Source organism: Carnobacterium sp. CP1 (genome assembly GCF_001483965.1).
In the GTDB taxonomy this organism is placed as follows: Bacteria; Bacillota; Bacilli; order Lactobacillales; family Carnobacteriaceae; genus Carnobacterium_A; species Carnobacterium_A antarcticum.
Genome location: NZ_CP010796.1, coordinates 2,265,458 through 2,290,827, shown reverse-complemented (window position 1 = coordinate 2,290,827; position 25,370 = coordinate 2,265,458). Strand labels below are relative to the sequence as shown.

21 protein-coding genes and 1 other RNA gene are annotated in these 25,370 nt (G+C 38.2%); 3 read left to right on the top strand and 19 right to left on the bottom strand.

What is annotated here, in order from left to right:
• Positions 1 to 20: 20 nt before the first annotated feature.
• The 5 genes from fucP to NY10_RS10780 all read right to left on the bottom strand — a co-directional run bounded on the left by fucP (position 21) and on the right by NY10_RS10780 (position 5,413).
• Complete coding sequence (gene fucP, locus NY10_RS10800) at positions 21 to 1,355, bottom strand: L-fucose:H+ symporter permease (protein WP_058919959.1); 1,335 nt, start codon at positions 1,353 to 1,355, stop codon at positions 21 to 23.
• 306 nt (positions 1,356 to 1,661) lie between these two features.
• Entirely contained in the window at positions 1,662 to 2,609 is a 948-nt protein-coding gene (gene deoR / locus NY10_RS10795; RefSeq protein WP_058919958.1) for a DNA-binding transcriptional repressor DeoR, read from the bottom strand.
• A gap of 351 nt (positions 2,610 to 2,960) precedes the next feature.
• The gene (locus tag NY10_RS10790) at positions 2,961 to 3,719 is read right to left on the bottom strand and encodes an SDR family NAD(P)-dependent oxidoreductase (protein WP_058919957.1); all 759 of its coding nucleotides are present in this window, start codon (positions 3,717 to 3,719) and stop codon (positions 2,961 to 2,963) included.
• Positions 3,720 to 3,881: 162 nt separating this feature from the next.
• Positions 3,882 to 4,994, bottom strand: a complete 1,113-nt coding sequence (gene ald / locus NY10_RS10785) for an alanine dehydrogenase (protein WP_058919956.1) — start codon at positions 4,992 to 4,994, stop codon at positions 3,882 to 3,884.
• A 218-nt stretch (positions 4,995 to 5,212) separates the two neighbouring features.
• Positions 5,213 to 5,413, bottom strand: a complete 201-nt coding sequence (locus NY10_RS10780) for a YwbE family protein (protein ID WP_058919955.1) — start codon at positions 5,411 to 5,413, stop codon at positions 5,213 to 5,215.
• Positions 5,414 to 5,590: 177 nt separating this feature from the next.
• On the opposite strand from NY10_RS10780, the gene NY10_RS10775 reads away from it, so the two are divergent.
• Together NY10_RS10775 and NY10_RS10770 are read left to right on the top strand one after the other, a co-directional pair.
• Positions 5,591 to 6,502, top strand: a complete 912-nt coding sequence (locus NY10_RS10775; RefSeq protein WP_058919954.1) for an AEC family transporter — start codon at positions 5,591 to 5,593, stop codon at positions 6,500 to 6,502.
• 125 nt (positions 6,503 to 6,627) lie between these two features.
• Positions 6,628 to 7,611, top strand: coding sequence for an acyltransferase family protein (locus NY10_RS10770; RefSeq protein WP_058919953.1), 984 nt, complete (start codon positions 6,628 to 6,630; stop codon positions 7,609 to 7,611).
• Between the two features lie 138 nt (positions 7,612 to 7,749).
• Here NY10_RS10770 and ssrA read toward each other — a convergent pair.
• Positions 7,750 to 8,116: a transfer-messenger RNA gene (gene ssrA, locus NY10_RS12490) on the bottom strand.
• Positions 8,117 to 8,345: 229 nt separating this feature from the next.
• Here ssrA and NY10_RS10765 point away from each other — a divergent pair.
• Positions 8,346 to 9,089 (top strand): NAD-dependent protein deacylase, encoded by a 744-nt coding sequence (locus NY10_RS10765; protein WP_058919952.1) that lies wholly within the window; start codon positions 8,346 to 8,348, stop codon positions 9,087 to 9,089.
• A gap of 109 nt (positions 9,090 to 9,198) precedes the next feature.
• Here the strand turns inward: NY10_RS10765 and NY10_RS10760 are convergent, their stop codons facing one another.
• From NY10_RS10760 to NY10_RS10700, 13 genes are all read right to left on the bottom strand, one after another.
• Positions 9,199 to 9,975: a Cof-type HAD-IIB family hydrolase gene (locus tag NY10_RS10760; RefSeq protein WP_058919951.1), complete on the bottom strand. Its 777-nt coding sequence runs from the start codon at positions 9,973 to 9,975 to the stop codon at positions 9,199 to 9,201.
• Between the two features lie 25 nt (positions 9,976 to 10,000).
• Positions 10,001 to 10,684 carry a histidine phosphatase family protein gene (locus NY10_RS10755; protein ID WP_058919950.1) on the bottom strand — a complete coding sequence of 228 codons (684 nt, stop codon included), beginning with the start codon at positions 10,682 to 10,684 and terminating at the stop codon, positions 10,001 to 10,003.
• 143 nt (positions 10,685 to 10,827) lie between these two features.
• Positions 10,828 to 12,801 carry a fructose-bisphosphatase class III gene (locus NY10_RS10750; RefSeq protein ID WP_058919949.1) on the bottom strand — a complete coding sequence of 658 codons (1,974 nt, stop codon included), beginning with the start codon at positions 12,799 to 12,801 and terminating at the stop codon, positions 10,828 to 10,830.
• Positions 12,802 to 12,987: 186 nt separating this feature from the next.
• Positions 12,988 to 13,458: a glutathione peroxidase gene (locus tag NY10_RS10745; protein WP_058919948.1), complete on the bottom strand. Its 471-nt coding sequence runs from the start codon at positions 13,456 to 13,458 to the stop codon at positions 12,988 to 12,990.
• Between the two features lie 380 nt (positions 13,459 to 13,838).
• A complete protein-coding gene (gene smpB / locus NY10_RS10740) occupies positions 13,839 to 14,297 on the bottom strand; it encodes an SsrA-binding protein SmpB (RefSeq protein WP_058919947.1) in 459 nt (152 codons plus the stop codon).
• Positions 14,298 to 14,325: 28 nt separating this feature from the next.
• Positions 14,326 to 16,716, bottom strand: coding sequence for a ribonuclease R (rnr, locus tag NY10_RS10735; protein WP_058919946.1), 2,391 nt, complete (start codon positions 16,714 to 16,716; stop codon positions 14,326 to 14,328).
• A 5-nt stretch (positions 16,717 to 16,721) separates the two neighbouring features.
• The gene (locus tag NY10_RS10730) at positions 16,722 to 17,477 is read right to left on the bottom strand and encodes an alpha/beta hydrolase (protein WP_058919945.1); all 756 of its coding nucleotides are present in this window, start codon (positions 17,475 to 17,477) and stop codon (positions 16,722 to 16,724) included.
• Positions 17,478 to 17,681: 204 nt separating this feature from the next.
• Positions 17,682 to 17,918, bottom strand: coding sequence for a preprotein translocase subunit SecG (secG, locus tag NY10_RS10725; protein WP_058919944.1), 237 nt, complete (start codon positions 17,916 to 17,918; stop codon positions 17,682 to 17,684).
• An 87-nt stretch (positions 17,919 to 18,005) separates the two neighbouring features.
• On the bottom strand, positions 18,006 to 19,259 hold the full coding sequence (locus tag NY10_RS10720; protein ID WP_058919943.1) for a DUF1015 domain-containing protein: 1,254 nt from the start codon (positions 19,257 to 19,259) through the stop codon (positions 18,006 to 18,008).
• A 12-nt stretch (positions 19,260 to 19,271) separates the two neighbouring features.
• The gene (locus tag NY10_RS10715; protein WP_058919942.1) at positions 19,272 to 20,453 is read right to left on the bottom strand and encodes a 3-phosphoglycerate dehydrogenase family protein; all 1,182 of its coding nucleotides are present in this window, start codon (positions 20,451 to 20,453) and stop codon (positions 19,272 to 19,274) included.
• Position 20,454: 1 nt separating this feature from the next.
• Positions 20,455 to 21,537, bottom strand: coding sequence for a 3-phosphoserine/phosphohydroxythreonine transaminase (gene serC, locus NY10_RS10710; protein ID WP_058919941.1), 1,083 nt, complete (start codon positions 21,535 to 21,537; stop codon positions 20,455 to 20,457).
• Between the two features lie 286 nt (positions 21,538 to 21,823).
• The gene (locus tag NY10_RS10705) at positions 21,824 to 22,321 is read right to left on the bottom strand and encodes a mannose/fructose/sorbose PTS transporter subunit IIB (protein ID WP_058919940.1); all 498 of its coding nucleotides are present in this window, start codon (positions 22,319 to 22,321) and stop codon (positions 21,824 to 21,826) included.
• Positions 22,322 to 22,420: 99 nt separating this feature from the next.
• On the bottom strand, positions 22,421 to 25,258 hold the full coding sequence (locus NY10_RS10700; protein ID WP_058919939.1) for a sigma-54-dependent transcriptional regulator: 2,838 nt from the start codon (positions 25,256 to 25,258) through the stop codon (positions 22,421 to 22,423).
• Between the last annotated feature and the right edge of the window lie 112 nt (positions 25,259 to 25,370).

Genomic DNA, 25,370 nt, shown 5'->3' with positions numbered 1-25,370 from the left:
TCTCATTCGTTCTTTTTTGCTTACGCTTCGATTGGTTCAGCTTTTGTTGCTGCTTGTTTCACTTTTATTTCTCCATAAAAATGAACCCCCACATATACAAAACAGGCCGTTGAAACGAGGAAAGCCAGTTGCATAGAGCCTACAAAATCAGATACCAATCCTTGGACAGCAGGTACAACTGCTCCACCTACAATTGACATCACTAGGAAGGCACCGGCAAGTTCTTTGTATTTGCTGTCAACCACTTCCAGGGTTTCAGCATAAATCGTAGGCCAGCATGGACCGAACAGTAAGCTGACCACCACAGCCACATATACTGCAGACATATTTGGGACGAGCGCTACATAGGTCAATAAAATCGAACCAATAACTGAATAGGCAAAAACAACTTTTGAAGAAGAAAAGCGAGCCATTAAGAAGTTAGCAATAAATTTCCCAATAAAGAAAGCGATAAAACCAAATATCATAAAGTTTGAAGCTGTCCGCTCATTGTAGTCGGGGTTAAGGTGCAACGCTAATCTGATCGTGAATGACCACACGGCTGTCTGCATTCCGATATATAAAAATTGAGCTAAGATTCCTTTTTTAAACCGTTTATTGCCAAGCAAATAACGGAATGTATCTAGAATTCCAGGGTTTTCTGCTGCTGTATCTTCCTTTTCCACCTCAGGTTTACATGTCGGAAACTTCGTTACGGCAAACAAAATCAATACCGCAATCAAAATCATGATCATGTATTTGTAGGGTTCCAAGGTATGCTGAAGCATTTCTAATCCAAAGACATGGGCTTCTGCGGGAGATAATAATGCCATCTGTTTTTCAAGACTCGCGCCTTCTTGAAAAACTAGGTATTTCCCTAGCAAAATACCTGAAATAGCTCCAACCGGGTAAAAAGTTTGACTGATGTTCAATCGCAAAGTCGATTGTTCTTTTGGACCAATCATAGAACTGTAAGTATTCGCTGCGGTTTCCAAAAAACTAAGTCCAATAGCTACTGCAAAAAGAGCTACCAGAAACATTGAGTACGTTGCCATATGAGAAGCTGGGAAAAACAACGAACAGCCAATGATATAAAAGACCAACCCTGTAATAATAGCAAATTTATAATTCAGTTTTTTTATGACCACTGAAGCCGGGATGGCGACTACAAAGTATCCTCCATAAAATGCACTTTGGACAAAAGCGGTTGCAAAATCACTTAAGTCAAATATGTATTTGAATTGAGTGATTAAAATATCGTTCAAACTGGCTGCTACAGCCCATAAAGAAAAAAGTAATGACAATAAGATAAATTGGAAAATAGGTGTTTTATTTAAATAACCATCAGGTTGTTGAATCAAAGCTGTCTTTTCCATTTTTGTTAACCCCTTATAGTAAATTTTTTTAATTTCCTTACTCTCTTGCATTAAACCTTATTCGTCTTGATTGATACGCTTACATATGATTTTGCTTAGATTATCTGAATATTTCTTTCTCTTATTCTTATAGCTCCTTCCTCCGGCATGAACATATGATTAACGATTAAGAAATTATGTTCATTCATTTGTTAGCGCTAGTATAATTTATTTTTGATCATTTGTAAAGCGTTTACTGAAATTAATTTCAATTTCAGTAAATAAGAAAACAGAGCTCCTGTAGGCTCTGTTTTCTATTCGTAAATGTTAATCTTTTTTATCCAGTAATTCTTTTGCTGTAAATTGATCTGTAATTAAAACATTTGCATACTTTCCTTTTAGTGCCCCGTCAATTGCTTGGATTTTACGATGGCCTCCTGCGACAAGTATGGATTTTTCTTTGTGCTTTAATTCTTCTAAATCAATGCCGATCGTTCGGTTGTTGATTTTATCATTGCTTATTTTTCCAGTTTTATCAAAGAAACGAGAACAAATATCGCCAACAGCATTTTCTTTCAACTGCTTCATTTCTTTTTTATCAAAATAGCCTAGACGAAACAATAGCGCATTTTCTCGCACTGTTCCAACTGTAAATACAGCTACCGTTGCTTGCCTGCCTTTTTCAATGATGTGTTGAATATGACGGTCTTGTTCGACTAACTCTTTAGTTGCTACATTATCAAAAATAACTGGAAGAGGAAGGTTGATTGGTGTTGTTTGAAAAGCTTTAGCAAATAAAGAAATGGTTTCATTGGCATATGTATTCACTTTGGAATGGCTGATACCGCCTTTTAATTGAACGACTTCGATTCCATTCACATTTTTAGGTGCGATTTTTCTAGCAATTTCATACATCGTTGTTCCCCAGCTTACCCCAATGGTTGTGCCATCCTGTATGGTTTCTTCTAGGTATTCTGCTGCGAAGCGCGATAAATATTCTGTGATGCTTTGATAATCTGATTCTGGCGAAAAAACAATATGAGCTTCTAATAGATCATATTTATTTCTCAGTGCCGTACCCAACCCGGCTAAATCAGAAAAAGGATCCGTTATTTTGATTTGAACATACCCTTTATCTTTGGCGCTTTTCAGTAATCGTGAAACTGTTGGTCTAGAGATACCTAATTTATTGGCAATTTCTTGTTGGCTATAATCGGATTCGTAATACAGTCTCGCTACTTCGATACTGAATTGCTCTTTTTCTTTATTTTCCATCGTTTATTTGCTACCCCCTTTTTATTTACCTTATCCCTATTTGTTAGTCATAATCCCATTCATTGTTTATTCTCTTTATCTTACTAAGCTTTCCAGCACCTGTCTAGACAATCTTTTCTGCTAGTGTGCCGGAAACCAATTGTACCATATCTCTTCTAAACGGATAAACTGACAAGAGCTAAGGTTGAAACATGTCCTTTATGATTTGCTCAGCTACAAATCAGTTAAACCTTTATATGTAAAAAAATAGACCTGAATTTTTGCAATCAGCTCAACAGCTAATGCAGCAAGTCAGTTCTATTTTTTAAGTTCTTACCCATCTATCTGCTGTTGCTTGTACCGTTCTTGCTTTTATTGTGCGCTGTACCCGCCGTCGACTGCCAACTCGGCACCTGTTACATAATTGGATTCATCTGAAGCCAAATACACACACGCATAAGCGATGTCATCAGCTTCGCCTACATACTTCAACGGAATTCCTTGAAGCATTCTGTCCAGAATAGCTGGTATCGATAAGGAAGGTGCAGACATCGGTGTCTTAATGGTTCCAGGGTGAATCGAGTTGCAGCGAATATGATCCGGTCCATAATTGAATGCCACATTTTTGGTAAGCAAACGAACGCCGCCTTTTGAAGCTGTATAAGAAAATGGTCCGCCAGAACCAACTAGTCCAGCAATCGAAGAAATATTTACGATTGATCCGCCGCCGTTTTCTTTCATAATCGGAATCACTCGATTAACGCCTAAGTACACGCTTTTCAAGTTGATGTCGATCACTTTTTGCCATTCTTCTTCATCCGTCAATTCAGCTGACTTAGTATAGTCTCCGGTAATACCAGCGTTGTTGATCAAAACATCAATCTTTCCAAAAGCTTTCAGGGTTTCATCTCTGACACGATCCCAATCTGCTCCAGAAGCAACATTGTGTTTGACCGCAATCGCTTCTCCGCCTTTTTCTTTGATAACGGAAACCAGCTCTTGCATCTTTTCTTCTTGAAGGTCTGTCAGTACGACTTTTGCTCCTTCTTTGGCAAACATGCTGGCTGTAGCTGCTCCCATTCCATTAGCTGCCCCAGTAATGATTGCTACTTTGTTTTCTAAACGTCCCATCTTAAAACTTCCTCTCGTAATTTAACTTAAACAAGACTATCTTAACAATCATTAAAGCGTTTTACAATCAACAAGGAGCAGCACTTTTGTTGGTTATTGTGCTTTTAATATGCAAAAAAAGAGCTGACCCTTAAAAGGATCAACTCTTTTGTACTTGATAGATTACTTGAAAAAAGTGCTGGCTTCAACATAATCCATTTCTAATGATTGTGCTACTTCTTTTTTAGTTAGTTTATGGTTCATGACATTGATACCGCCATAGACTGTTGGATTTTCTTCAGCTGCTTTATTAACACCTTTATTAGCGATTTCCAATGCATAAGGAATGGTCACATTTGTCAAGGCCATCGTTGAAGTTTTCGCAACTGCTCCTGGCATGTTAGCAACAGCGTAGTGCAACACGCCATGACGTGTGTAAACTGGTGCATCATGAGTGGTTACTTTATCAGCTGTTTCTACAATACCGCCTTGGTCGACCGCGATGTCAACGATAACTGAACCGGCTTCCATTTGTTCAACCATAGCTTCAGTAACCAGCGTTGGAGCTTTAGAACCTGGAATCAATACCGCTCCGATAACCAGATCTGCTGTTTTGACTTGTTCTTGGATGTTGAATTCATTCGACATTAAAGTCGTTACAGAGTTTCCAAAAATATTGCCCAATTGCGCTAAACGCGTTGGATTCACATCTAAGATCGTTACATTGGCGCCAAGCCCAACAGCCATTTTAGCTGCATGTGTTCCAGAAACACCGCCACCAATAATCACAACATTACCTGTTGAAACACCAGGTGTTCCACCGAGTAAGATTCCTTTTCCGCCATACGTATTTTCTAAAAATTGTGCCCCGATTTGAACGGCCATTCGACCGGCAACTTGACTCATTGGCGTTAGAAGCGGCAATGCGCCATCTTTTTCCATCGTTTCGTATCCAATTCCGATGACTCCTTTTTCCATTAACGTTTCCGTTAATTCTTTAGCAGCCGCTAAGTGCAAGTAAGTGAATAGGATTAGTCCCTCACGGAAATAAGCGAATTCTTCAGGTAAAGGTTCTTTTACTTTGATGACCATATCTGCAGCCCAAACATCCGCTGCATTCTTTATAATTTTTGCTCCAGACTCTGTATATTCAGCGTCAGCAAAACCTGCTGTATTACCTGCCGATTCTTCAATCAAAACTTCATGTCCGCCTTCTACCAAACTATAAACACCAGCCGGTGAAATGGCCACTCGATTTTCATTGTTTTTGATTTCTTTAGGTATACCGATTTTCATAATAATTTTCCTCCTATTGGAATTTCGCTGTACTCAATTCGAACAGCTTACAAGAACATTATACCGTGTAGTTCTTCAAATGTGAACTAAGACGCTGTGAGGAAAAAACATAAAAACTCTCTTAAGCCTAACCTGATGGCATTAGAAAGAGTTTAATTTATTTTTAAAAAGTGATTTGAAAACCATTACATTCGAATGATAAAAACCATTTCAGAAATTTATTCTGTTACGATTTTTTGTACTCGGCCGACTTGATTTTCTTCTTCCAACATGACTTTGATTCCATGTGGATGCTGGGCACTGTTTGTCAAAATGCGTTTTACATGTCCTCTTGTCAATGTGCCTGTTCGTTGGTCTTTTTTCAATACGATATCAACCAATGCACCAATTTTTATATCTGCTCTTTTCTTTCCATTCATAACTGATTCCTCCTGCTTCTTTCTTTGTATTGTACCATATCTCTTTCATAGAAGAACATTGTATCTTATTTTCCAGAATAGCTAGCCAATCTTTCCAATCAACGGTATGATAACGTTAACTTTCAAATGTTAATTGCTTAAAAATCAGAATGTATCTCACTTAAAGGAGTTGGACAGATGGGGTCGATTTTAATTCAAGCCGTTAGTTTTTTATTGGTCATACTTGTAGCCTATTTATTCAATAAGGGAGGAATTTTAAAAGAACAAGATGGGCACGTCCTTTCAAAAATCATTGTCCGTATCACTTTACCAGCAGCTATTATTATGGGATTTAATGGTGCGTCCGTAAACGAAACTTTTTTCTTGATGATTTTCTTGGGATTGTTCAGCAATATTCTGTTAGTTGTTCTAGGCGAATTTTTGTGGCGCAACAAATCGGCTGTTGATCAGTCAATGCTGATGTTTGGGATTTCAGGGTACAATATTGGAAATTTCACCATGCCGTTTGTCCAAGGATTCTTTCCGACTGCTGTTCCTTTTTTAGGCAGTTTTGATATGGGGAATTCTTTGATGCTGTCTGGCGGAACAGCTGTACCTGTTGATAAAATGACTGGACAAAGCAAAGAAGCTTTCTCTATCGTTCGAACAGCGCAAAAACTGCTTTCTTCTCCACCATTTACCACTTATCTTATTATGTTGGCACTAGCTCTTTCAGGATTTATCTTGCCAGCTTCCGTGAGGAGTGTTGTTCAACTTTTTTCAAATGTGAATGCTTTTCTATCGATGTTTATGATTGGTCTGTATTTAGAATTACAAATCGACCGTTCTTCTTTAACTACTGTAGCCAAGGTTTTAGGTATCCGTTATGGTTTTGGTGCTATTTTAGCTGCTGCTTTTTATTTCTTACTGCCGCTGCCTCAAATCGTTCGTACCATTTTAGTTCTATTAGCCTTTGCCCCTTTTGGCAGTCTTTCAACAATCAACGCTATTATCTACGGCAGCAAATCTTCACTTGTCGGGTTCCTTTCTTCTGCCAGCATCCTTATTTCACTGTTGTTAATGACCAGCATTTTAATCTTACTGCTGTAATACATACGAATAAAAAAACTCTTCTTTCATTATTTGGAAGAGTTTTTTTGTGCTCTCTGTGGCAAATTGCTTTGCAAATGAGCTTAAATGTCCCATAATAGACAAAGAGAACAGGAGGATTAAATTTGGGATACAACCGAAACATTGATATTATCAAAGGACTGGCTATCCTTTTTGTGATTTTAATTCACAGTTTTTTTGACCAAACACTTTTGTCTATTGGTGGACCTTTTTACATTCATCAAGCCGTTCCACTTTTTCTCATCATTACCGGATACAACCATACGATGTCTTATGAACGTAATGGCCAACAAACGTTAGCTGAACTTTATCAGCCCAATTTGCTTTTGAAAAAGTTAAGCCGCATATTGCTACCCGCAGTGGTTGCTTACATCTTTCAGTTTATTATCGCTCCTTTTATTGGAAGAGAAGCAAATGTTTTCTTTTACTTAGCAGGTCGCGGCGGATATGGAGGATATTTTGTTTCTATCATGATTCAAATCGTTTTCTTTTTGCCGTTTCTTTTTTACTTAGCAAAAAAAAACCACCAGTTAATGTTGGTGCTAAGCTTTACGTTTAATTTGGTTTTTGAATTAGCAAGTGATTTCTTCAATTTACCTCCATTCCTTTATAGATTGCTTTTCTTCCGTTACCTTTTTGCTATTTCATTAGGAATTTGGTATTTCTTTGTTCAAAAAGACGAAAAAAGCTTAAAATTCATCAAAATTGGCGCTTTGTTGAGCATACCATATCTTATTCTGGTACATTACTTCAATTATGAAGTTCCTTTATATTCATTTGGCACTGCTTGGAAAGGTCAAGATCCATTGACATTCTTTTATCCTTTATACTTATTTCACTTAGGTTTGACTTATTTGCCAAAATTGAAATGGAATCGGGTTTACGAAGGATTAGCTCAATTAGGAAAAAAATCGTATCATATCTTTATTGTTCAAATGGTCTATTTTTGGATGTCCGCTTCTTTTATCAACAAAACCGAATGGTTGTTTCCGCTAGACCTATTGGTGTGTATCACCATCGGTATTGGGTATTATCACTTAGAAGCCGCCTATTTAAAACACAAAAAAGAAAAAGCCCTTTCTCGTTGATTTTTTTAACGAAAAAGGGTTTTTCTTTGCTTGTTTCTAAAGCTGCTAAATCAAATTCCGTTCAAAACAAAAAGGCTCATAAACATTGATTTATCAACACTTACAAGCCTTTTGATTTAGTTCTTCAAACTAGTTTTTTCATGGAGACGGCGGGAGTCGAACCCGCGTCCAAATATATCGGCACCTAGACATCTACGTTTATAGTTATGCTATTTAAAGATTCGCTGGGCACCAGCCACACAACCGGCATCGTGCTTCGCTAGTCTGATAATCTCTTCTAAACCTTGCAGACGGAAAGGTTTAGCGTATCCCACTAATTATAGGACCCTTGCTCGAGCACATGGGCGATGCCGAGAGGATCTACACTAAGCTGTTATTACGCAGCTAAAGCGTAAGAGTTATTATTGTTTTTAGCAGTTATTTTAACTGTAACGTTTTTACGTAGACGTAACCTACGAAACGCAATCCAAGCTCGACCTATACCTGTCGAATCCGTAACGCCCCCGAATGGGTAGTGTATACAGAATAGTAAAGTTTCCTGTTAAAGTCCCATTACCTATATTGAACTCTCTATTACTAGTATAACACATTTTTATAAAAAAGAAAATACGTTCGCTTATCCCTTTTCGCATTCACTCTCTTCCTTTTTCCAAGCGGATTAGTACGGAACGACCCAATTATCTGCTACTATATAGAGTAGGAACAATTACATGTTATGAAGGAGTATAGAATAAATGACGACTCAAATAGAAACGTTACAAAAACTTATTAACGAAGCAAAAAGTATTGCCTTTTTTGGAGGTGCTGGGGTTTCAACGGAAAGCGGCTTGCCCGATTATCGTTCGAACACCGGCACATATACTGAATTAGAACAGCAACAGTTAGACCCTAAAAAAGTGATGAGCAAACGATTTTTAATGGAACACCCGGAAAAGTTCTTTAACCGTCCCAATACACGTAAAACGCCTCTTTTGCCTAAACCAAATGCTGCGCATCTTTATCTAGCTGAACTGGAAAAAAAAGGAAAAGATGTTCGAATCATTACTCAAAACGTTGACGGCTTGCATCAGGTAGCTGGCAGCAAATTGGTCATCGAATTACACGGCAACAATCGCCATTTCCATTGTATGAAATGCGGCAGAGAATATCCGTATAACGAGATTCAGCGAGATGAACAAAATATACCCAGATGCCCAATTGACAACGGCATTATCCGTGCAGATGTTATTTTATTTGGGGAGAATTTAAAACCTGGAGTGTTAGACCGAGCTAAAAAAATCATGGCTAGTTCAGATTTGCTGATTATTGCGGGTACTTCTTTAACAGTCAATCCTTCGAAAAACTTGATCCATTATTTTGAAGGAAATCATGTAGTAGTAATCAATAAAACACCGTTGGATCTTGATTTGACAGTAGATCTGACCATAGAAGGGGCAGTTGGAGAGATTTTCAGTCAATTGTCTGCTTCATCAATTTAACCATCACCAAAATCGCTGGCACTAGATAGTATCCTAGTACCAGCGATTTTTTAAATTTCACTTGGGCCAAACAAAAAAGGAAAGAAGCAATGGCTCCTTTCCTTTTTTGTTAAATCAAATCGTAATACTTCAATCCTTCAACGATTCCGCCATCAACGTGGCTGGCAGTAATGTATGTTGCCTTTTCTTTTAAAGTTGCTAGTCCATTGCCCATTGCTACTCCATAGTCCACGTGTTCGACCATTTCAATATCATTGGACCCATCGCCGAAAGCGAAAGTCGGTATAGACTCAAACTTCAACGTCTTAACTAGTTCTGTAATACCGGTAGCTTTTGAATTGCCTTTTGGAATAGTATCCATACTATAAGGGGTATTCCGGTAAAAAGACAATTCTGGAAAATTCTTTTTAAAATAAGCGTCTTGTGTTTTGTCCGTATTCAATACCAATGCCATCAACACTTCTTCTTCTAAATGCAAAGTACTGTGTATAGAAGGAACTTCGGCATGAATAAATTGATACGCTTCTTTTAATACTTCTGTCTCACGCGTTGCCCGGATTTTATCATGCGTATAAAAAGACAGTGCAAATTTTCGTTCTTCTGTTGCCTGTTTTAAATTGACCAACGTTTTTTCAGGAATTCGATTTCGATAAACTTCTTTGCCTTCGTATACAATGTACTGCCCATTAAGCGTAATAAACGAATCGATTGGCGTTTCTTTTAGTACATGCTGAATTTCAATCGGGCTTCGCCCAGTTGCAATAAAAGGAATGTTGCCGTTCTTTTTCATTTGTTCTAGGGCCTCGACTACTTCTGTGTCAACTTTAGATTCTTTATTCAATAATGTTCCATCTAAATCAAAAAATACTAATGCTTTTGGATTCAATCGGTTGTTCCCCTTTATATCGTTTTTAGTCTTTTTCTAAATCTTTAAAGTGTTCGATTTGATTGTAGCTCTTCAAATGGTAACGGCCATCGTAATAGCTTACTTTTGAAACGCTGGCATTTAACAGCGGTTGAGGATTTTCCAACTCAGGAATCAAGCCGTTTAACATATAACGAATAGTATTGCCATGTGCTACAACTAAAACGTTATCTCCTGTATCGCGATGTGTTTTGATTAATTTTAAGAGTCCTTTTTCAAGGCGTAACCAAAACTCCAAGAAATCTTCTGCGTGATGGTAAGGATCAGCTTTTTTCGTTGCATCCATTTGCTCAGGGATACTCGATCCAGCCCATAATTCTGCTACTGTAGGAAATCCCATCACTTCATTGATGCTTTCCCATACTTCATCAATATCCAAACCTTCATAAGAGCCAAAAAAGACTTCTCTAAATTCCGGCATAGCTTGCATTTGTAATTTTTCGGCAGCATGGTTTTCTTCTAAAATAATTCCGCCGGTTTCAATGGTACGATTTAAATCACTGGTATATACAGCATCAAATTTTACATCTGCTAATCCTCTGCCGCTTCGGCGGACATCTTCGCGTCCTTCAGGTGTTAACTGAGTATCGCTCCACCCTTGCATTCTTCTGTATAAATTAAAATACGTTTGACCATGTCTCACAAAATAAAATGTACAACCTTTACTCATAAAAATCTCCTCCGTAAAAATAACATTTCTTAGTAAATCGTGCTCACTTTCTATTGTACCAGAGATAAGGGTCTGACAATAAATTTTCCCAGTTATTAAACAAAAACCTCAACTTCTCTTTCTTTTTGTATTAATGAATAGGATCATTTTCTCGGTTGTTCAAGAATTTCCCCGTTTTGATAAGCCTCTAATAATTCTTTTAAATCCGTCACTTGTTTTGTTAAGCGTCTGCCAATATCGGTTTCACGCACTTTTTTGCGGTCTAGCTCACGGTCCACGACTCTGCGGGTAGACATGATATCAAATTCATTTTCAACAGCATTTTTAAGCGACGTAAAGGGCTGGTGCGATACTAATTGCATTCCATATGAGTTATAAAGCAGCGTGTACCCAGCTAATCCAGTGGTGTCTTGATAGGCTTTAGAAAATCCGCCGTCAATAACCAGCATGCGCCCTTCAGCTTTGATCGGGTCTTCTCCCCGTTTTTCTTTTACCGGTGTATGTCCATTAATAATATGTCCCTTAGCAGGATCCAATCCGAACTCGACTAAGATTTTTTCGCACGTCGCGACATCGTTTCGCATACTGTAATAAGCGTTTTTCTTTTCTACATGGGTTTCTTTATCTTCAATGTAATACCGCTCAAAAGTTGTCATTTGGTCTTTTCCAAATAATGATGAAGCTGGACCGGTCCAAAGATACCAAATCAAGTCTAAGTGTTTTTCTTTATTTTCTTTGTTTCTGGTTAAGTACCCTTTGCGCAATATTTCTTCAAACTTATCCAGCAAAGCTTTTCCTTTATACTGCTTGTCCCTAATTTGCAGTTCCATAAAGCTTCCGTCTTCGTTCAACGGAACACAGCCGTGAAACAATAAATTATCGTTGTACTTCAAATACATATGTCCTTTGTTGTATAAATAAGAAATGTGTTTTTGCAGACGTTCACTGTGTTTAAAAGCGTAAACCAGTTTATCCACAATAAATTCCTCTTCTTTGCTCAATTTATAAGGGTCTGCTGGATCAATGGTCGGGAAATACGTATTGGTCAACGGGTAACTTTTCCCTTTTATCGTGATCGTCCCTTTTTCATAATCGATCATATCTAGAACCATTCTGTGTTCTAATTTAAAATCCGGTTGCCGTTTAATGATCACTCCTTCAAGTTTAAATTGAATCACGGCAATGGCTTGATGCATTTTAGTAATTTGTCTAATTTCTTCTTCATAGAAATCAGATCTTTCTGCATCTATTTTGGGATAAAAACCATGTGCATAATCTTCTGGATAGGTCATCTCAGCAAAGGTCAACAATTGACGCAACGAAATTCCATAAGCGTCTTCGATGATTTCCAAATTATCGTAACGTGCTGAGATCCGTAAAACATTAGCGATACAAACTGCAGAACCGCTGGCTGCTCCCATCCACAGAATATCGTGATTGCCCCACTGTATATCAACGGAATGGTGATCGATCAATGTATCCATAATTTTATCTGGATATGGTCCACGGTCATAGATATCGCCAACGACATGCAGATGATCGACAACTAAACGTTGGATCAGATAAGAAATTGCCGTAATAAATTCAGGAGCACGATCTAATGAAAGAATGCTTTGAATGATTTTGCTGTAATAATCTTCTTTATTAGCAAAACTATTGTCTTTTGACAAAAGCTCTTCAATAATATAAGCAAATTCATTTGGTAAAGCTTTTCTAACTTTTGAACGGGTGTATTTCGATGCAACAAATACACATAATTCAATCAAACGAGACAGTGTAATACGATACCATTCATCAATTTCTGTTTGATTATCAAAATCTTCCAAAATATTTCTGATTTTTTCTTCAGGATAATAAATCAATGTGGCTAACATCTTCATCTCTTTTTGACTTAACCGGTCAATAAATATTTCATTGATTTTTTCTTTGATGTTGCCAGACCCATTGCGCAAAACGTGTTGAAAGGCATCGTACTCCCCATGAATATCACTCAAAAAGTGTTCCGTACCTTTAGGCAAATTCATAATGGCTTCCAAGTTTATGATTTCTGTTGTTGTTTCTCCAATGGTTGGGTATTCTTTAGCCAATAATGTTAAATATTTTTTGTTTATATCCAATAGAAGCCCTCCTGTTCCATCTTTTTTATGTATACCAATTTTATTATACCATGCTTTCCGCAACAATCTAATGTTCTTTTAATGTTTCTCTTTCCATTTGCAAAATAAAACTGCCGCTAGAAACCGGCAGTCTGTCTTTGGTTCTTTTAGTTCATTCAGAATGGATTAAGCCATTGGGAATAATAATCAAGCAGTAATCGCTTCAGCAATGGCCGAGTCAATATCTTCAGGTTTAGTCATTGGGCCAAAACGTTCAATAATCTCCCCGTCTTTGCCAATTAGAAATTTTGTGAAGTTCCATTTGATCTTTTTGTTGCCGGTATGCTCGGTTAAATAGTTATAAAGCGGAGCAGCCTCTTTTCCATTCACCAATATTTTTTCATATAGCGGAAACGAAACATTGTAATTCACTTGGCAAAATTCGACAATTTCTTCATTATTCAAAGGTTCTTGATTCATAAACTGGTTAGAGGGAAATCCTAGAACAACAAATCCTTGGTCTTTGTATTTTTCATATAACTTTTCTAAACCCTCAAATTGAGGAGCTAAGCCGCACTTGCTAGCCGTATTAACGATCAATACTGTTTTACCTTCATATTTGCTTAGTGAAACGTCTTTCCCATCTATTTCTTTGACGGTAAAATCATAAATTGTCATGAGAACTCCTTCTTTCCTTGCTCTTTTTACCATTATAACAAAGGCCGTTAAAAAACACTCTTATTTGGTTTTAAAAAAACTATCCCATCTAAAGAATACTCTCTTTAGATGGAATAGTTTATCTTTCGGTTCTATCATTTTGGGTGTTGGTAAGTGAAATGACTATATGCTACAATCTTGAAATTTTTGGAGGAATAGTGGCTGCTTGTAGCCATGAAAAGGATTCAATGCGAATTACGAAGCGTTTACGCTTCGTTTGAGGCTTGAAAACCTGGAGACCCAAAGGGGCTCCAGGCGGTCCCATGGCTTTCTACAAGCAAACACGTAAGTTCCGAAGGAAATTTCAATCTAAGAAACACCAACACGATTTGATAAAGAGCCTATCTTTCTCTTAAAGATCTCGCTAAATCGCGTTTTTGATCTTTGCGTTTTAAATCTTCACGTTTATCGTAATTCTTTTTCCCTTTAGCTACACCAATCAAAACTTTTGCAAAGCCGTTCTTGATGTAAACTTTTAACGGTACTAACGTATTCCCGCTGCCTTTTGTTTCATTTTGCAATCGTTCGATTTGCTTCTTATGCATCAGTAGTTTTCTTGTCCGTAAAGGATCGTGGTTAAATTGGTTTCCTTGTTCATAAGGGCTGATGTGGACATTGTGCAAATAAATCTCACCATTGCGAACGCGCGCAAAACCGTCTTTTAAGTTGATTCGTGCAGCACGTATCGATTTTATCTCTGTTCCTTTAAGAACGATACCAGCTTCGACAGTATCTAAGATAATAAAATCAAACCGGGCTTTTCTATTCTGGGCAATCAGTTTTCCTTGGCCTTTTGGCATATCATTCGCCTCCTTGCTCATTCAACAGTTAGCTGCGCTTCTTTTTAACACTATTCTTCTTAGCGACATCTTTGTAGAATGGTTTGTTTTTCTTTTTGTCTTTTGAACGTTTCGTCTCTTTATTACGATACGATTGTTTTTCTTTAGGGTTTTTGGATGCTCCTTGTCCAGGTTTTGGTTTAGAGCCTTTATTTTTATGCTGAGTGCCATTTTTTTGCAATTGCGGAAAAGAATCGGCTTTTGGTGCATCTGGGTCTGGGATCAATTCAAAATCAATTTCACGTGTTTCCGGATCTGCTTTAGTTACTTTGATTTTAACTTTTTGTCCAATACGATACACAACTCCGGTACGTTCGCCGACTAACATCAATTGGTCTTCGATATAATTGAAGTAATCCTCTTTCATATTTGAAATATGAACTAACCCTTCAACTGTATTCGGCAATTCGATAAACAGACCAAATCTTAAAACAGAGCCGATGATCCCTTCATACTCTTCTCCAACTTTATCCATCATATATTCTGTTTTCTTCAAAGCATCCGTTTCTCGTTCAGCATCCACTGCACGGCGTTCCATTTTAGAACTTTGAAGCGCAATATCAGGCAATTGAGCTTCCCATTTAGCAATCTGAGCGGATCCTGTTCCTGCTTCGCCATAAGAACGAATAAGGCGGTGAAGAATCAAATCTGGATAACGACGAATTGGTGACGTGAAATGCGAATAGTATTTAGCAGCTAACCCATAGTGACCCAGAGGCTCTACATCGTATTTCGCTTGTTTCATACTGCGCAACATCATAGTTGAAATAACAGGTTCTTCTGGTTTTCCGGCTACACTGTCTAAAACTTTTTGCAAGTTTTTTGGTGTGACGTTCTCACTTGAACCTTTCATGGAAATGCCGAAAGCTGTAACAAATTCCATAAAACGCTGCATCCGATCGCTATCCGGCTGCTCATGGACACGATAGATCATTGGAACTTTCATATGTGTGTAATGTTCAGAAACCGTTTCGTTAGCGGATAACATAAAGGATTCAATCAAGCGTTCGCCAATACCGCGTTCTTGTAATACGATATCTAACGGATGTCCTTCTGGATCAACAATAATTTTAGCTTCTGGAGAATCAAAATCAATTGATCCGCGGCTGACCCGTTTTTTCTCAAGAAGGCGGTGCAGCTCTCCCATCAGTTCAAACATTGGAACTAAATCTTCTTGTTCTTTTCGAACAGTTTCATCTTGCTCCATCAAAATTTTATTGATTTGAGTATAGCTCATGCGGCGATAAGACCGGATGACACTTGGGAAAATATCGTGGTTGATGACTACACCGGTTTGGTCGATTTCCATTTCGCAACTCATTGCTAATCGATCTTCATTGGGGTTTAACGAACAGATCCCATTGGACAATCTGTGCGGCAACATCGGTACAACGCGGTCAGTTAAATAAACACTGGTTGCTCTGTCGTAAGCTTCAGTATCTAAAGCGCTGCCTTCGGTTACATAGTAAGAAACGTCAGCAATATGAACCCCTAAATGGTAATTGCCATTAGGAAGTTTTTTAACTGTGACCGCATCATCTAAATCTTTTGCGTCTTCGCCATCAATGGTCACTAAAATTTCTTCTCGCAGGTCTCGGCGGCCTTCCATGTCTTTTTGTGAGACTTTTTCGGAAACAGTATTAGCTTCTGCCATTACCTCATCTGGAAATTCCACTTGAATACCGTGTTTATAAATAATCGTTAGGATATCGACACCTGGATCGTTTTTATGCCCAATCACGGTTTTTACGATTCCTTGCATACTTCTGGGAAACTCATTATCAGGATAAAGTGTGATTTCGACTAGGACAATTGCGCCGTCTACTGGCTTGATGCCTTTTTCTTCAATAAACACACGAATATCGGTTAATTTTTTGTCTTTAGGTTCGATGTATCCATATAAACCTGTTTCTTCAATACCTTCTTCTGTGTATGCGTAAAACTCACCAACCAATTGGGTGAATTTGCGTTCGATGATCGCTTTAACGCGGCCTTCCGCACCTTTTTCTAACCACGGTTGTGCTGGACGAATGATTTCAATGGTTACCGTATCGCCGTCTAAGGCGAAATTCGTATGGTTAGGCGGAATGTAAACATCGTCTTCTTCCCCTTCAATCGATACGAAACCAAAGCCGCGGTCACTTGCTCGAAAAGTACCCGACAAGACAGGTTCTTCTGTAGGCAATTTAAACTGCCCTTTCTTATTGAGGAATACGGTTCCTTCACGTTCCATTTCAGCTAAAGTGGAGACAAGCAGTTTAAAATCAGTTGAACTGGTCAACTCCATCCCTTCACTGATTTCTTTTACTTGAAAAGACATTTTCTTTTGTTCTTTCATAAAGACTAATATGGCTTCTTTTATGGTTTCTTTATTTTTCATCAAGTCTACTCTCCATTCCAATTCAAATCAGATAGGAAATTAAGAACATCCTTTTCTAACTCTTTATGATCCACGCCAACTGTAATGGCGTGTTTACTATTTTCATACCAATGAAAATCTACTTCTGCTTGAACCAATGCTTCTTTAAATTGAACCGCAATTTGCGGATCGATCAATTCATCTTTCCCTGCTTGGGCAATGAACATCGGTTTTGTTAATGTCTTGTAAGCCGGTTCCATCGACAGCACAATTTCGGAAATTCCTTTTAATTGTTTATCTAAGCCGTTTTCGACTAAAGGCATCCGTGCATTGATTTCATCAGCGGATTGTCCAGCATGCTTTTTCACTAGCTCGACATATTTCAAAAAGGTCGAACGAACATTATTTTGTTCATACCGAATTACCGGGGAACAGAATGTACCGCTGGCTAAAATGTTTTCATCGACCATCATTTTTGTAGCAATGATTCCTCCTAAGGATAATCCAAAAACAGCTACTTGTTGATAGCCTTTCTCAGCCAAAAACTGTAAAGCCTCTTTTGCGTCTTGTATCCAATCTGTTGGCGACGCCGCTAAAATATCCTCAGGGTCTAATGTACCGTGCCCTTTAAATAGTGGTGCATACACTGTGTAATTTTCTTTTTCTAAAGCACGACCCATCATCCGGACATCATTGGGCGTACCTGTGTAGGCGTGCATCAATAAGACCGCTTTCGGACCTCTTTCAAAAAAAAATGGTTGTGGCAGCGTTTTTTTTACCATTCTTAACTCTCCTCCTGTGACAATTCCTGTTAATATCTATTTTACTTTAAAATCGTTGATTTTCATACCCATACACTAGCGAATCCCAAATTGGTTCAAATTCAGACTTGTTTTTCATCTAGAGCGATTTCAATTCATTTTTCGGATTTTTAAGTTCATGAAAAAAAACTACCTGAAACTTCTCAGGTAGCTTTACATGTTTGATTAATTTGCTGATAAATAGGCTAAAATTAGAGCGACTGCAAAGAAAGCAATACCCAATACTACCGTTGTTCGTTGCAAAACTGCTTCAAATCCACGGGCCTTTTGTTTTCCAAATAATTGTTCTGCGCCACCTGTGAGCGCACTAGCTGCATTGTTGGTTTTTGATGGCTGCATCACAACCACAATAATAAGTAAAACTGATATGATTAGTTCAGCAATTAAAAAGGTATTATACAATTTCATTGCCCTCCCGTCTAACTTTTCTTCTGCAGTTAACTTTAACATAATTAACGGTAAATTACTAGATAAGTTTCATTCTCACTATCAGAATCCAGCATCACTCTCTAAATCGTGTACAAATAAGCCGCTTAACAATTTCGGTTCAAACCACGTAGATTTCGGCGGCATTACTTCTCCGCTGTCCGCTACTTTCAACAATTCATCCATCGTTGTGGGATACATAGCAAAAGCAACGGTAAATTTTCCGCTGTCAACGGCTTCAACTAATTCTCCCAATCCACGAATACCGCCAATAAAGTCAATCCGTTCGTCTGTTCGAATATCTTGAATATCAAAAATTGGTCTTAAGATTTGATCCTGCAAAATCGCAACATCTAGCCCATTTACTGCATCTGTCGAACGGATTTCAGGTTTTGCGGTTAATTTATACCACTGACCGTTTAAATACATGCCCATTGTTTTAGGTTCCTGAGGCTTAAATGGTTCCATCCCAACTTCTTGTATATCAAACTTCTTGGCTACTTGGTCTAAATAATCTTCTTCGATTGGAACATCCACTACACGATTGTAATCCATGATCGCCAATTGTTCTTCTGGAAATAAAACCGATAAAAAGTAGTTGAATTCTGTATTAGCTGGAACAGTTGGAAATTGTGCACGGCGCTTTAAGGCTACCTTAACAGCTGATTCTGTCCGGTGGTGTCCATCGGCAATATACAAAGAATCAATCTGTTCAGCAAAGAGAACAACCAATTGTTCAATCGTTTCTTTTTGGTCAATTGCCCAAACTTGGTGTCTAACCTCATGGAAACTAGTAAAGTCATACATTGCTTCTTGTTGATTCATCCAACTTGTGAGCAGTTCATTAACCGTTTGGTTTTCACGATAGGTTAAAAAAATAGGACTAGTATTGGCGTCCGTCGTATCGACATGATTGATCCGATCCAATTCTTTTTCAGCACGAGTAAATTCATGCTTTTTAATCTTTTTATTCAAATAATCTTCCACCGCTGTACAAACCACTAAACCCGTTTGTGGACGGCCGTTCATTGTTAACTGGTAGATATAGAAGTTCTCGGTCTTATCTTGTTTAAGCCAGCCTTTTTCAATAAAAGCTTTTAAATTTTCGGCAGCTTTTTGATACACTTCTTTTGCATATGGGGAGTAGTCTTTGGCTAAATCGATTTCTGCTTTATCGATATGTAAAAAAGACTGGGGATTTTGATCCCCAATCAGACGCGCTTCGTTGGAATCTAAAACGTCATAAGGCAATGAGGCCACTTCTTTAACAACTGTTTCATTTGGTCGAATAGCTTTAAAAGGTTTTATTTGTACCATTTTGATCTTCCTTTACTCTTTAGTTGGATTTTTTATGACGCGAACAGTTAAAATGCCTTCAACTTCTTCGATGCGTTTAACAACTGTTTGTATCTGATCGTCTGCGATTTCTTCGATATCGATCAATGTATAAGCATAGTCTTCGCGGCTTCGGTTGATAATATTCACGATATTGATGCCGCTTAAAGCCAATCCAGACGACATTTGTCCAATCATATTGGTTACATTTCGATTCACGATGGCTATCCGTATAGGAGATGTAAAAGCCATTTCTACTGTTGGAAAATTGACGGAATGAATGATATTGCCGGTTTCCAAAAAGTATTTCAACGTTTTAGCGGCCATTTCAGCACAATTGATTTCTGCTTCTGCTGTAGAAGCTCCTAAGTGTGGTAAAACCAACGCTTTTTCAACGCCCATCAACCGTTCATCTGCAAAATCGGTTAAGTACTGTTTCAACTCGCCGTTTTCCAAAGCGTTGACTACTGCATCTATATCCACGAGTTCGCCACGCGAGAAGTTTAATAAAACAGCATTGTCTTTTACCAAAGAGAGTTTTTCTGCGTTAAGCAGTTCTTTAGTTTCTTCCATTAAAGGAACGTGGACAGTAATAAAATCCGATGTTGCTAAAACTTCTTCAATTGAATGGGCACGCTTGACTCTTCTGGAAATAGTCCAAGCAGTATCTACTGAGACATAAGGATCGTAGCCGACGACGTTCATCCCTAAACGATACGCATCGTTTGCAACCATTGCCCCAATCGCTCCTAGTCCAATCACACCTAATTGCTTTCCAGCAATTTCGGTACCAACAAACTGTTTTTTTTCAGCTTCCACTTGTTGTTCGATTTCCGGGCCTTTTACTGTTTTTGTCCAGATAGCTCCTTCAATGATGGGACGAGAAGCTAAGATCAAGCTGGCCAGTACCAACTCTTTGACTGCGTTCGCATTCGCTCCTGGTGTATTAAAAACAACGACTCCTTGATCGGAACAAGCTGCCACCGGAATATTATTGGTTCCTGCACCTGCTCTAGCAATCGCCTTTAAATTGCTGGGAAATGTCATGGAATGTAAATTTTGACTTCTCAGTAAATAAGCATCAGGATTGTCCGTTTCATTCAAGCGGTACTGGTCCGGCTCAAATTTATTGATTCCTTCTTCAGCAATAGCATTATAGGTCTTGATATTCAGCATCTTAATCGTCTCCTCTTACTTTTTCTTCAAATGCTTGCATAAATGCAACCAATGCTTGTACACCTTCAAACGGAAAAGCATTGTATAAGCTAGCCCGCATTCCTCCTACTGAACGATGCCCTTTTAAATTCAGAAACCCTGCTGCTTCAGCTTCCTCGATAAATTGCTTGTCTAGCTCGCTTTTTCCAGTAATGAAAGGAATATTGGTCAGCGAACGAGCACTTTTTTCAACAGGCGAGGCATATAGAGATGAGGCATCAATGGTCGAATACAGTAATTCAGCCTTTTTACGGTTCATTTTTTCCATTTTGGCTACTCCACCCAAATCTTTCAACCACTCAAAAACTAATTTGGCAACATAAATGCTAAATGTCGGCGGCGTATTGTAAAGAGAATGGTTGTCCGCTTGAATTTTGTAATCCAACATAGCAGATGATGTTTCATTTAATCCAATCAAATCTTCTCGGATAATGACGATCGTTAATCCCGCAGGTCCAATGTTTTTTTGTGCTCCCGCATAAATCAACCCAAAATCTGATACAGTATACTGACTGGACAAAATATTCGATGACATGTCTGCAACCAGCGGTACTTTTCCAGCAGCCGGCGGCACAAAGAAAGTCGTGCCTTCGATAGTGTTATTGGTCGTGATATGTAAATAATCCATATCTTGTGAAACCATCGGTACAGTAGGAACGGTTGTAAAGTTTGTTTCCGCAGCACTGGCAATCTCTTCAATTTCCAGCCCTTTGATTTTTTTTGCTTCAGAAATAGCCTTTTTTGACCAACTTCCTGTATTGACATAAGCTGCTTTTTGTTTGCCTAGATTCATCGGAACCATGCTGAATTGTAAACTGGCTCCTCCTTGCAAGAAAAGAACTTTGTAATTGGAAGGTATCTCCATCAATTCACGCAACAAAGCTTCCGCATCGTCAATAATAGACTGGAACAAGGATGAGCGATGGCTCAATTCCATGACTGACATACCGCTTCCTTGATAAGAAAGCAGTTCTTCTTGAACTTTTTTTAATACTGACTCTGGTAAAACTGCCGGTCCAGCCGAAAAATTATACACACGTTTCACACTTGTATCCCCCTGGTCTACTCATTTATCATTTATTTGTTATTAAAAACTAGTTGAATTCTAATTTGTATAGTGCTTCCTATTATAACAATAAATCGACATTATGAAAGAGATAAATTCACTTTATTTCTAAGTTTTCTTGTCTCGTGGATAAAAAACAAAAAAGCTTCTTCTCCTGATGATGGGAAAAAGCTTTTTCGACAGTCTTCTCTTTCTTTACGTATCCTCGCAGTTTTATGCTAGCAGAAACCCCAACGATCCTGTCTAATTACTCAGTTTTCGACAGTCATAACAAATTTTCTTTTTTCAATAAATCCATCATATTTACTTTATTATCCGCAACAACTTTGCGGATTTCCAATTCAATTCCTTGTTCGTTTAAAAATTTTAAATCTTCTACATCTTTGTCGTTTACTGCGACGGCATTCGTGATCATTTTTTTGCCATCTGAAAAACTCATTCCTCCAATGTTGACTGAACGCAATGAGATTCCTCCCTCTACTACTCTTCTGACATCTTGCGGATTTGTAAACAGCAGCAATGCTTTAAAGCTGCTAAATTTAGGATCATCAGCAATAGAAATCATTTTATCAATGGCGATGACATTAACAGCTACCCCTGGAGGTGCTGCTTGTTTTAGTAGTGTTTTTCTCAATGTATCTTTAGCTACTTCATCACTTACCACCAAGATACGGTTTACTTTTGTGACTTTTGCCCACACAGTGGCCACTTGACCATGAATCAAACGGTCGTCAATTCGCACTAAGCGAATATCCATTGTCATAATAAATCATCCTTTTCCTTTTCTTCTAATGCACCGTATTTTCAAGCAGCGAATTCCAACCCAATAAATCAGATGCTTCTTCTCTCGGAGTGTCGCTGCTTATTCTTGTGCTTGTGTATCAAAGATATTTAAGATGTAAAAAATTTCAGATTCAGGAATCGTTAAATTCAATTTCGTTTTTATCGATTGATTTGCTTTAATAACTGCTTCGTAATAGACTGAATCTTTTTCTGCTGTATCCTCCTCAGCAGAGAGTACATCATTCAAAAGAACTCGTTCAAGAACTCCCGCCACATGCATGATCAAGCCGATTCTCAAACTATTGCTAAATGTTTCGTTGACCTGAGTTTCGATGATCGTACAATATTCCCAAAGAACATCGATCAATTTATGCGGGTTTAAAAAAGTGAAATAGGTTCCTAAATACTCTTCGCACAATTCTTTTGTATCAATAGAGCGGACAAAATTAGATTCATCGCTTTGGCTTTCCAGCATCACTTGCTTGATTCGTTCCGTGCCAGTTGACTGAAACAATTCTTCTAAAGTCAAATGCGGAACCGCCAGAGTTGGCTTACTGACACCTGCTGTTGCTAAAATATGGTAATCTTCTGCAATCTCTGCAACCCGTTTTTCCATATTGACTAATGAAATAGAAAACACTTCAACGTCTTCATCGATAAAACTAGAAAGCAAATCTTGTACCCGTTCTTTGATTTTAATGGCCGTGCCTTCTCCCGTAGAACAGATGGTCACGATGGCTTTCCTTCGCTGCATTTCTCCATTGATTTCATCAGCGGGAGAGACTGGTTGGTAATTCAAAAAATTGCTGTATCCTCTGAAACTTTTCAATGAATCATAAATTTCTTCTAATTGGTTGTCCATCAAGGATGTTTTCCTAGCAGCTTCCAATACTACAGGCGTTGTGACCATATCAATGGTTTTAACAGGAATTTCTGTCTCTCTCATCAGCTTCGGACCAAATGTCGTTAGCGAGCCCATATCGACTAACAGCAAGACACCTTTGCCTTCATTTACTTTTTTGACAGCATCGCTAATTAAACTATAGGCTCTATTTGGATTCATTTCCAACGGCATATCGACTGCGACAACGTTTTTCACATCCAACAATTTCGTCACTACTTGAACCATACTGGTTGCTGTGCTTTTCCCGTGTGCTGCTACGATAATGCCGACATGTCCGATCAAGTTTTGCTCTTTCAAGGAAACCAATAACATCGTCAAATACCAGCATTCGACTTCAGGCACCGCAATTTGGTATTTGGCTTGAATATGTTCCTTGATCATAAGCGCCACTTCGTATTCTGCTTGATAATTAAGAATCAAATTCTCAAGCTCTTTATTAGTCTTCGTCAGCACCACGCCTTCTCTTGAGCGTTTGATAAAGGAGCTTAAATGCAAACTCATAGCATATAAAAAGTTTTGTTTGAATCGATATTCTAAATGTTCCTCCGCCATCTTCCAAATTTCTTTGGTCAACGTAATCACTTCTTGGTCCACAATATCTTTTAGATTTTGTTCATTATCAAAATCTAACTTATTGGTTTTGTAAAAGGATTTTAAGTGCAAATTAATATCTGTAGTGATAAAATTTTCAATGCTTTCTGCATCGACACCTTCTGACTTCAATAACGCCGCTTTATCACCGATGATTTCATATAGGTTAAAAGGCAGTTCATAGGTATCCTCTTCTAAGATATATACCGAATCATCTGGGTATAACGTCAAACGCGGTTCTAAATACTGAGAGACTTCATTCAATTCATTGCGTTGTTTTGCCAGATTGATCAAGCCATCTTGTAGCTCAGGTGTGAGCTCTTCCATTGTGATACAAACTTCATCTTGATTGTCCATGCTGTTTAAAAAACCTTTGGCACAAGCCAATTGGATATTGGATTTCAACTGACCGATGTTTCCATAAGTTACACTGCCGAGCAGCGCTTTGACCACATTTTCATCGACTACGATGCGTTTGTTGATTCGCTTAGCTTCAATCGACAAAAGCATTCTCAGCAGCTGTACCCGTTCTTTTGCCGGACGATCGTTAAATGCCGGCAACTGGATCGAAACCGGTATGCGACGAACAAAGGTTTTTAAAAGTGCTGAATCAGGATCTTCTGTCGTAGCACAAATGATTCGGACATTTGCTGACACTCGTTCTTCAGTTTCTCCCATTCGTTGAAATGTCCCCGTGTCCATAAAATAAAACAACATCTCTTGACCTTCAGGAGGCAGACGGTGGATCTCATCTAGAAACAACATATTATCATGGGCTTTGATCAGCAAGCCGTCTTTAGCTTCTGTGGCACCCGTATAGGCCCCTTTTGCATGACCGAATAAATGCGACATCAGTAATTGCGGATTTTGAGAATAATCGGCACAATTAAAAATAATCATCGTTTTTTCTTGGTCGATTACGTCTTTTGCTTGAGAGTATTGGTACATAGCATTAGCAAAAAATGTTTTCCCCGATCCGGTCGGTCCAATAATCAAGCTGTTTAACCCTTTAGGGGGATAAAAAATAGCGGCTTTAGCTTGTTCCATTTGGCTTCTTAAACTGCCATTTGATCCAATCATATAGTCAAATAAATCTCGCTTTAATTTTTTTTCTGATGTTTCTCTTGTTGGCGATTCTTTTTTATTTAGTAATGTGTTTTCTTTATAAGAGTTAACCTTTTTGGAAAGCGGCTTCCATTTCAAGCAACTTGCATCCAAATAACGGACAGGTCGTCCTTCAAGTTTGACGATTTTTTCTTCTCTCACTAAGATATTCAATTCTTTACTGACATTGTTACGGATAATATCTAAGTCTTCAGAAATCTCTATCGTGGTCAGTCCGCCGCCAAAATTGATTTCTTCTTGAGACAGATTTTCTGTATTCTTTTTAACGTATTGATAAATAAGGTCTTTACGTTTCATCTAATCCCACCTTCAACTAGTTATCGCTTTCATTTTACCATACTTATTCATTGATACACTCTTTTTTATTTAATAAGTGTATCAATAAAAAATACACTGCTACTCGGAATGG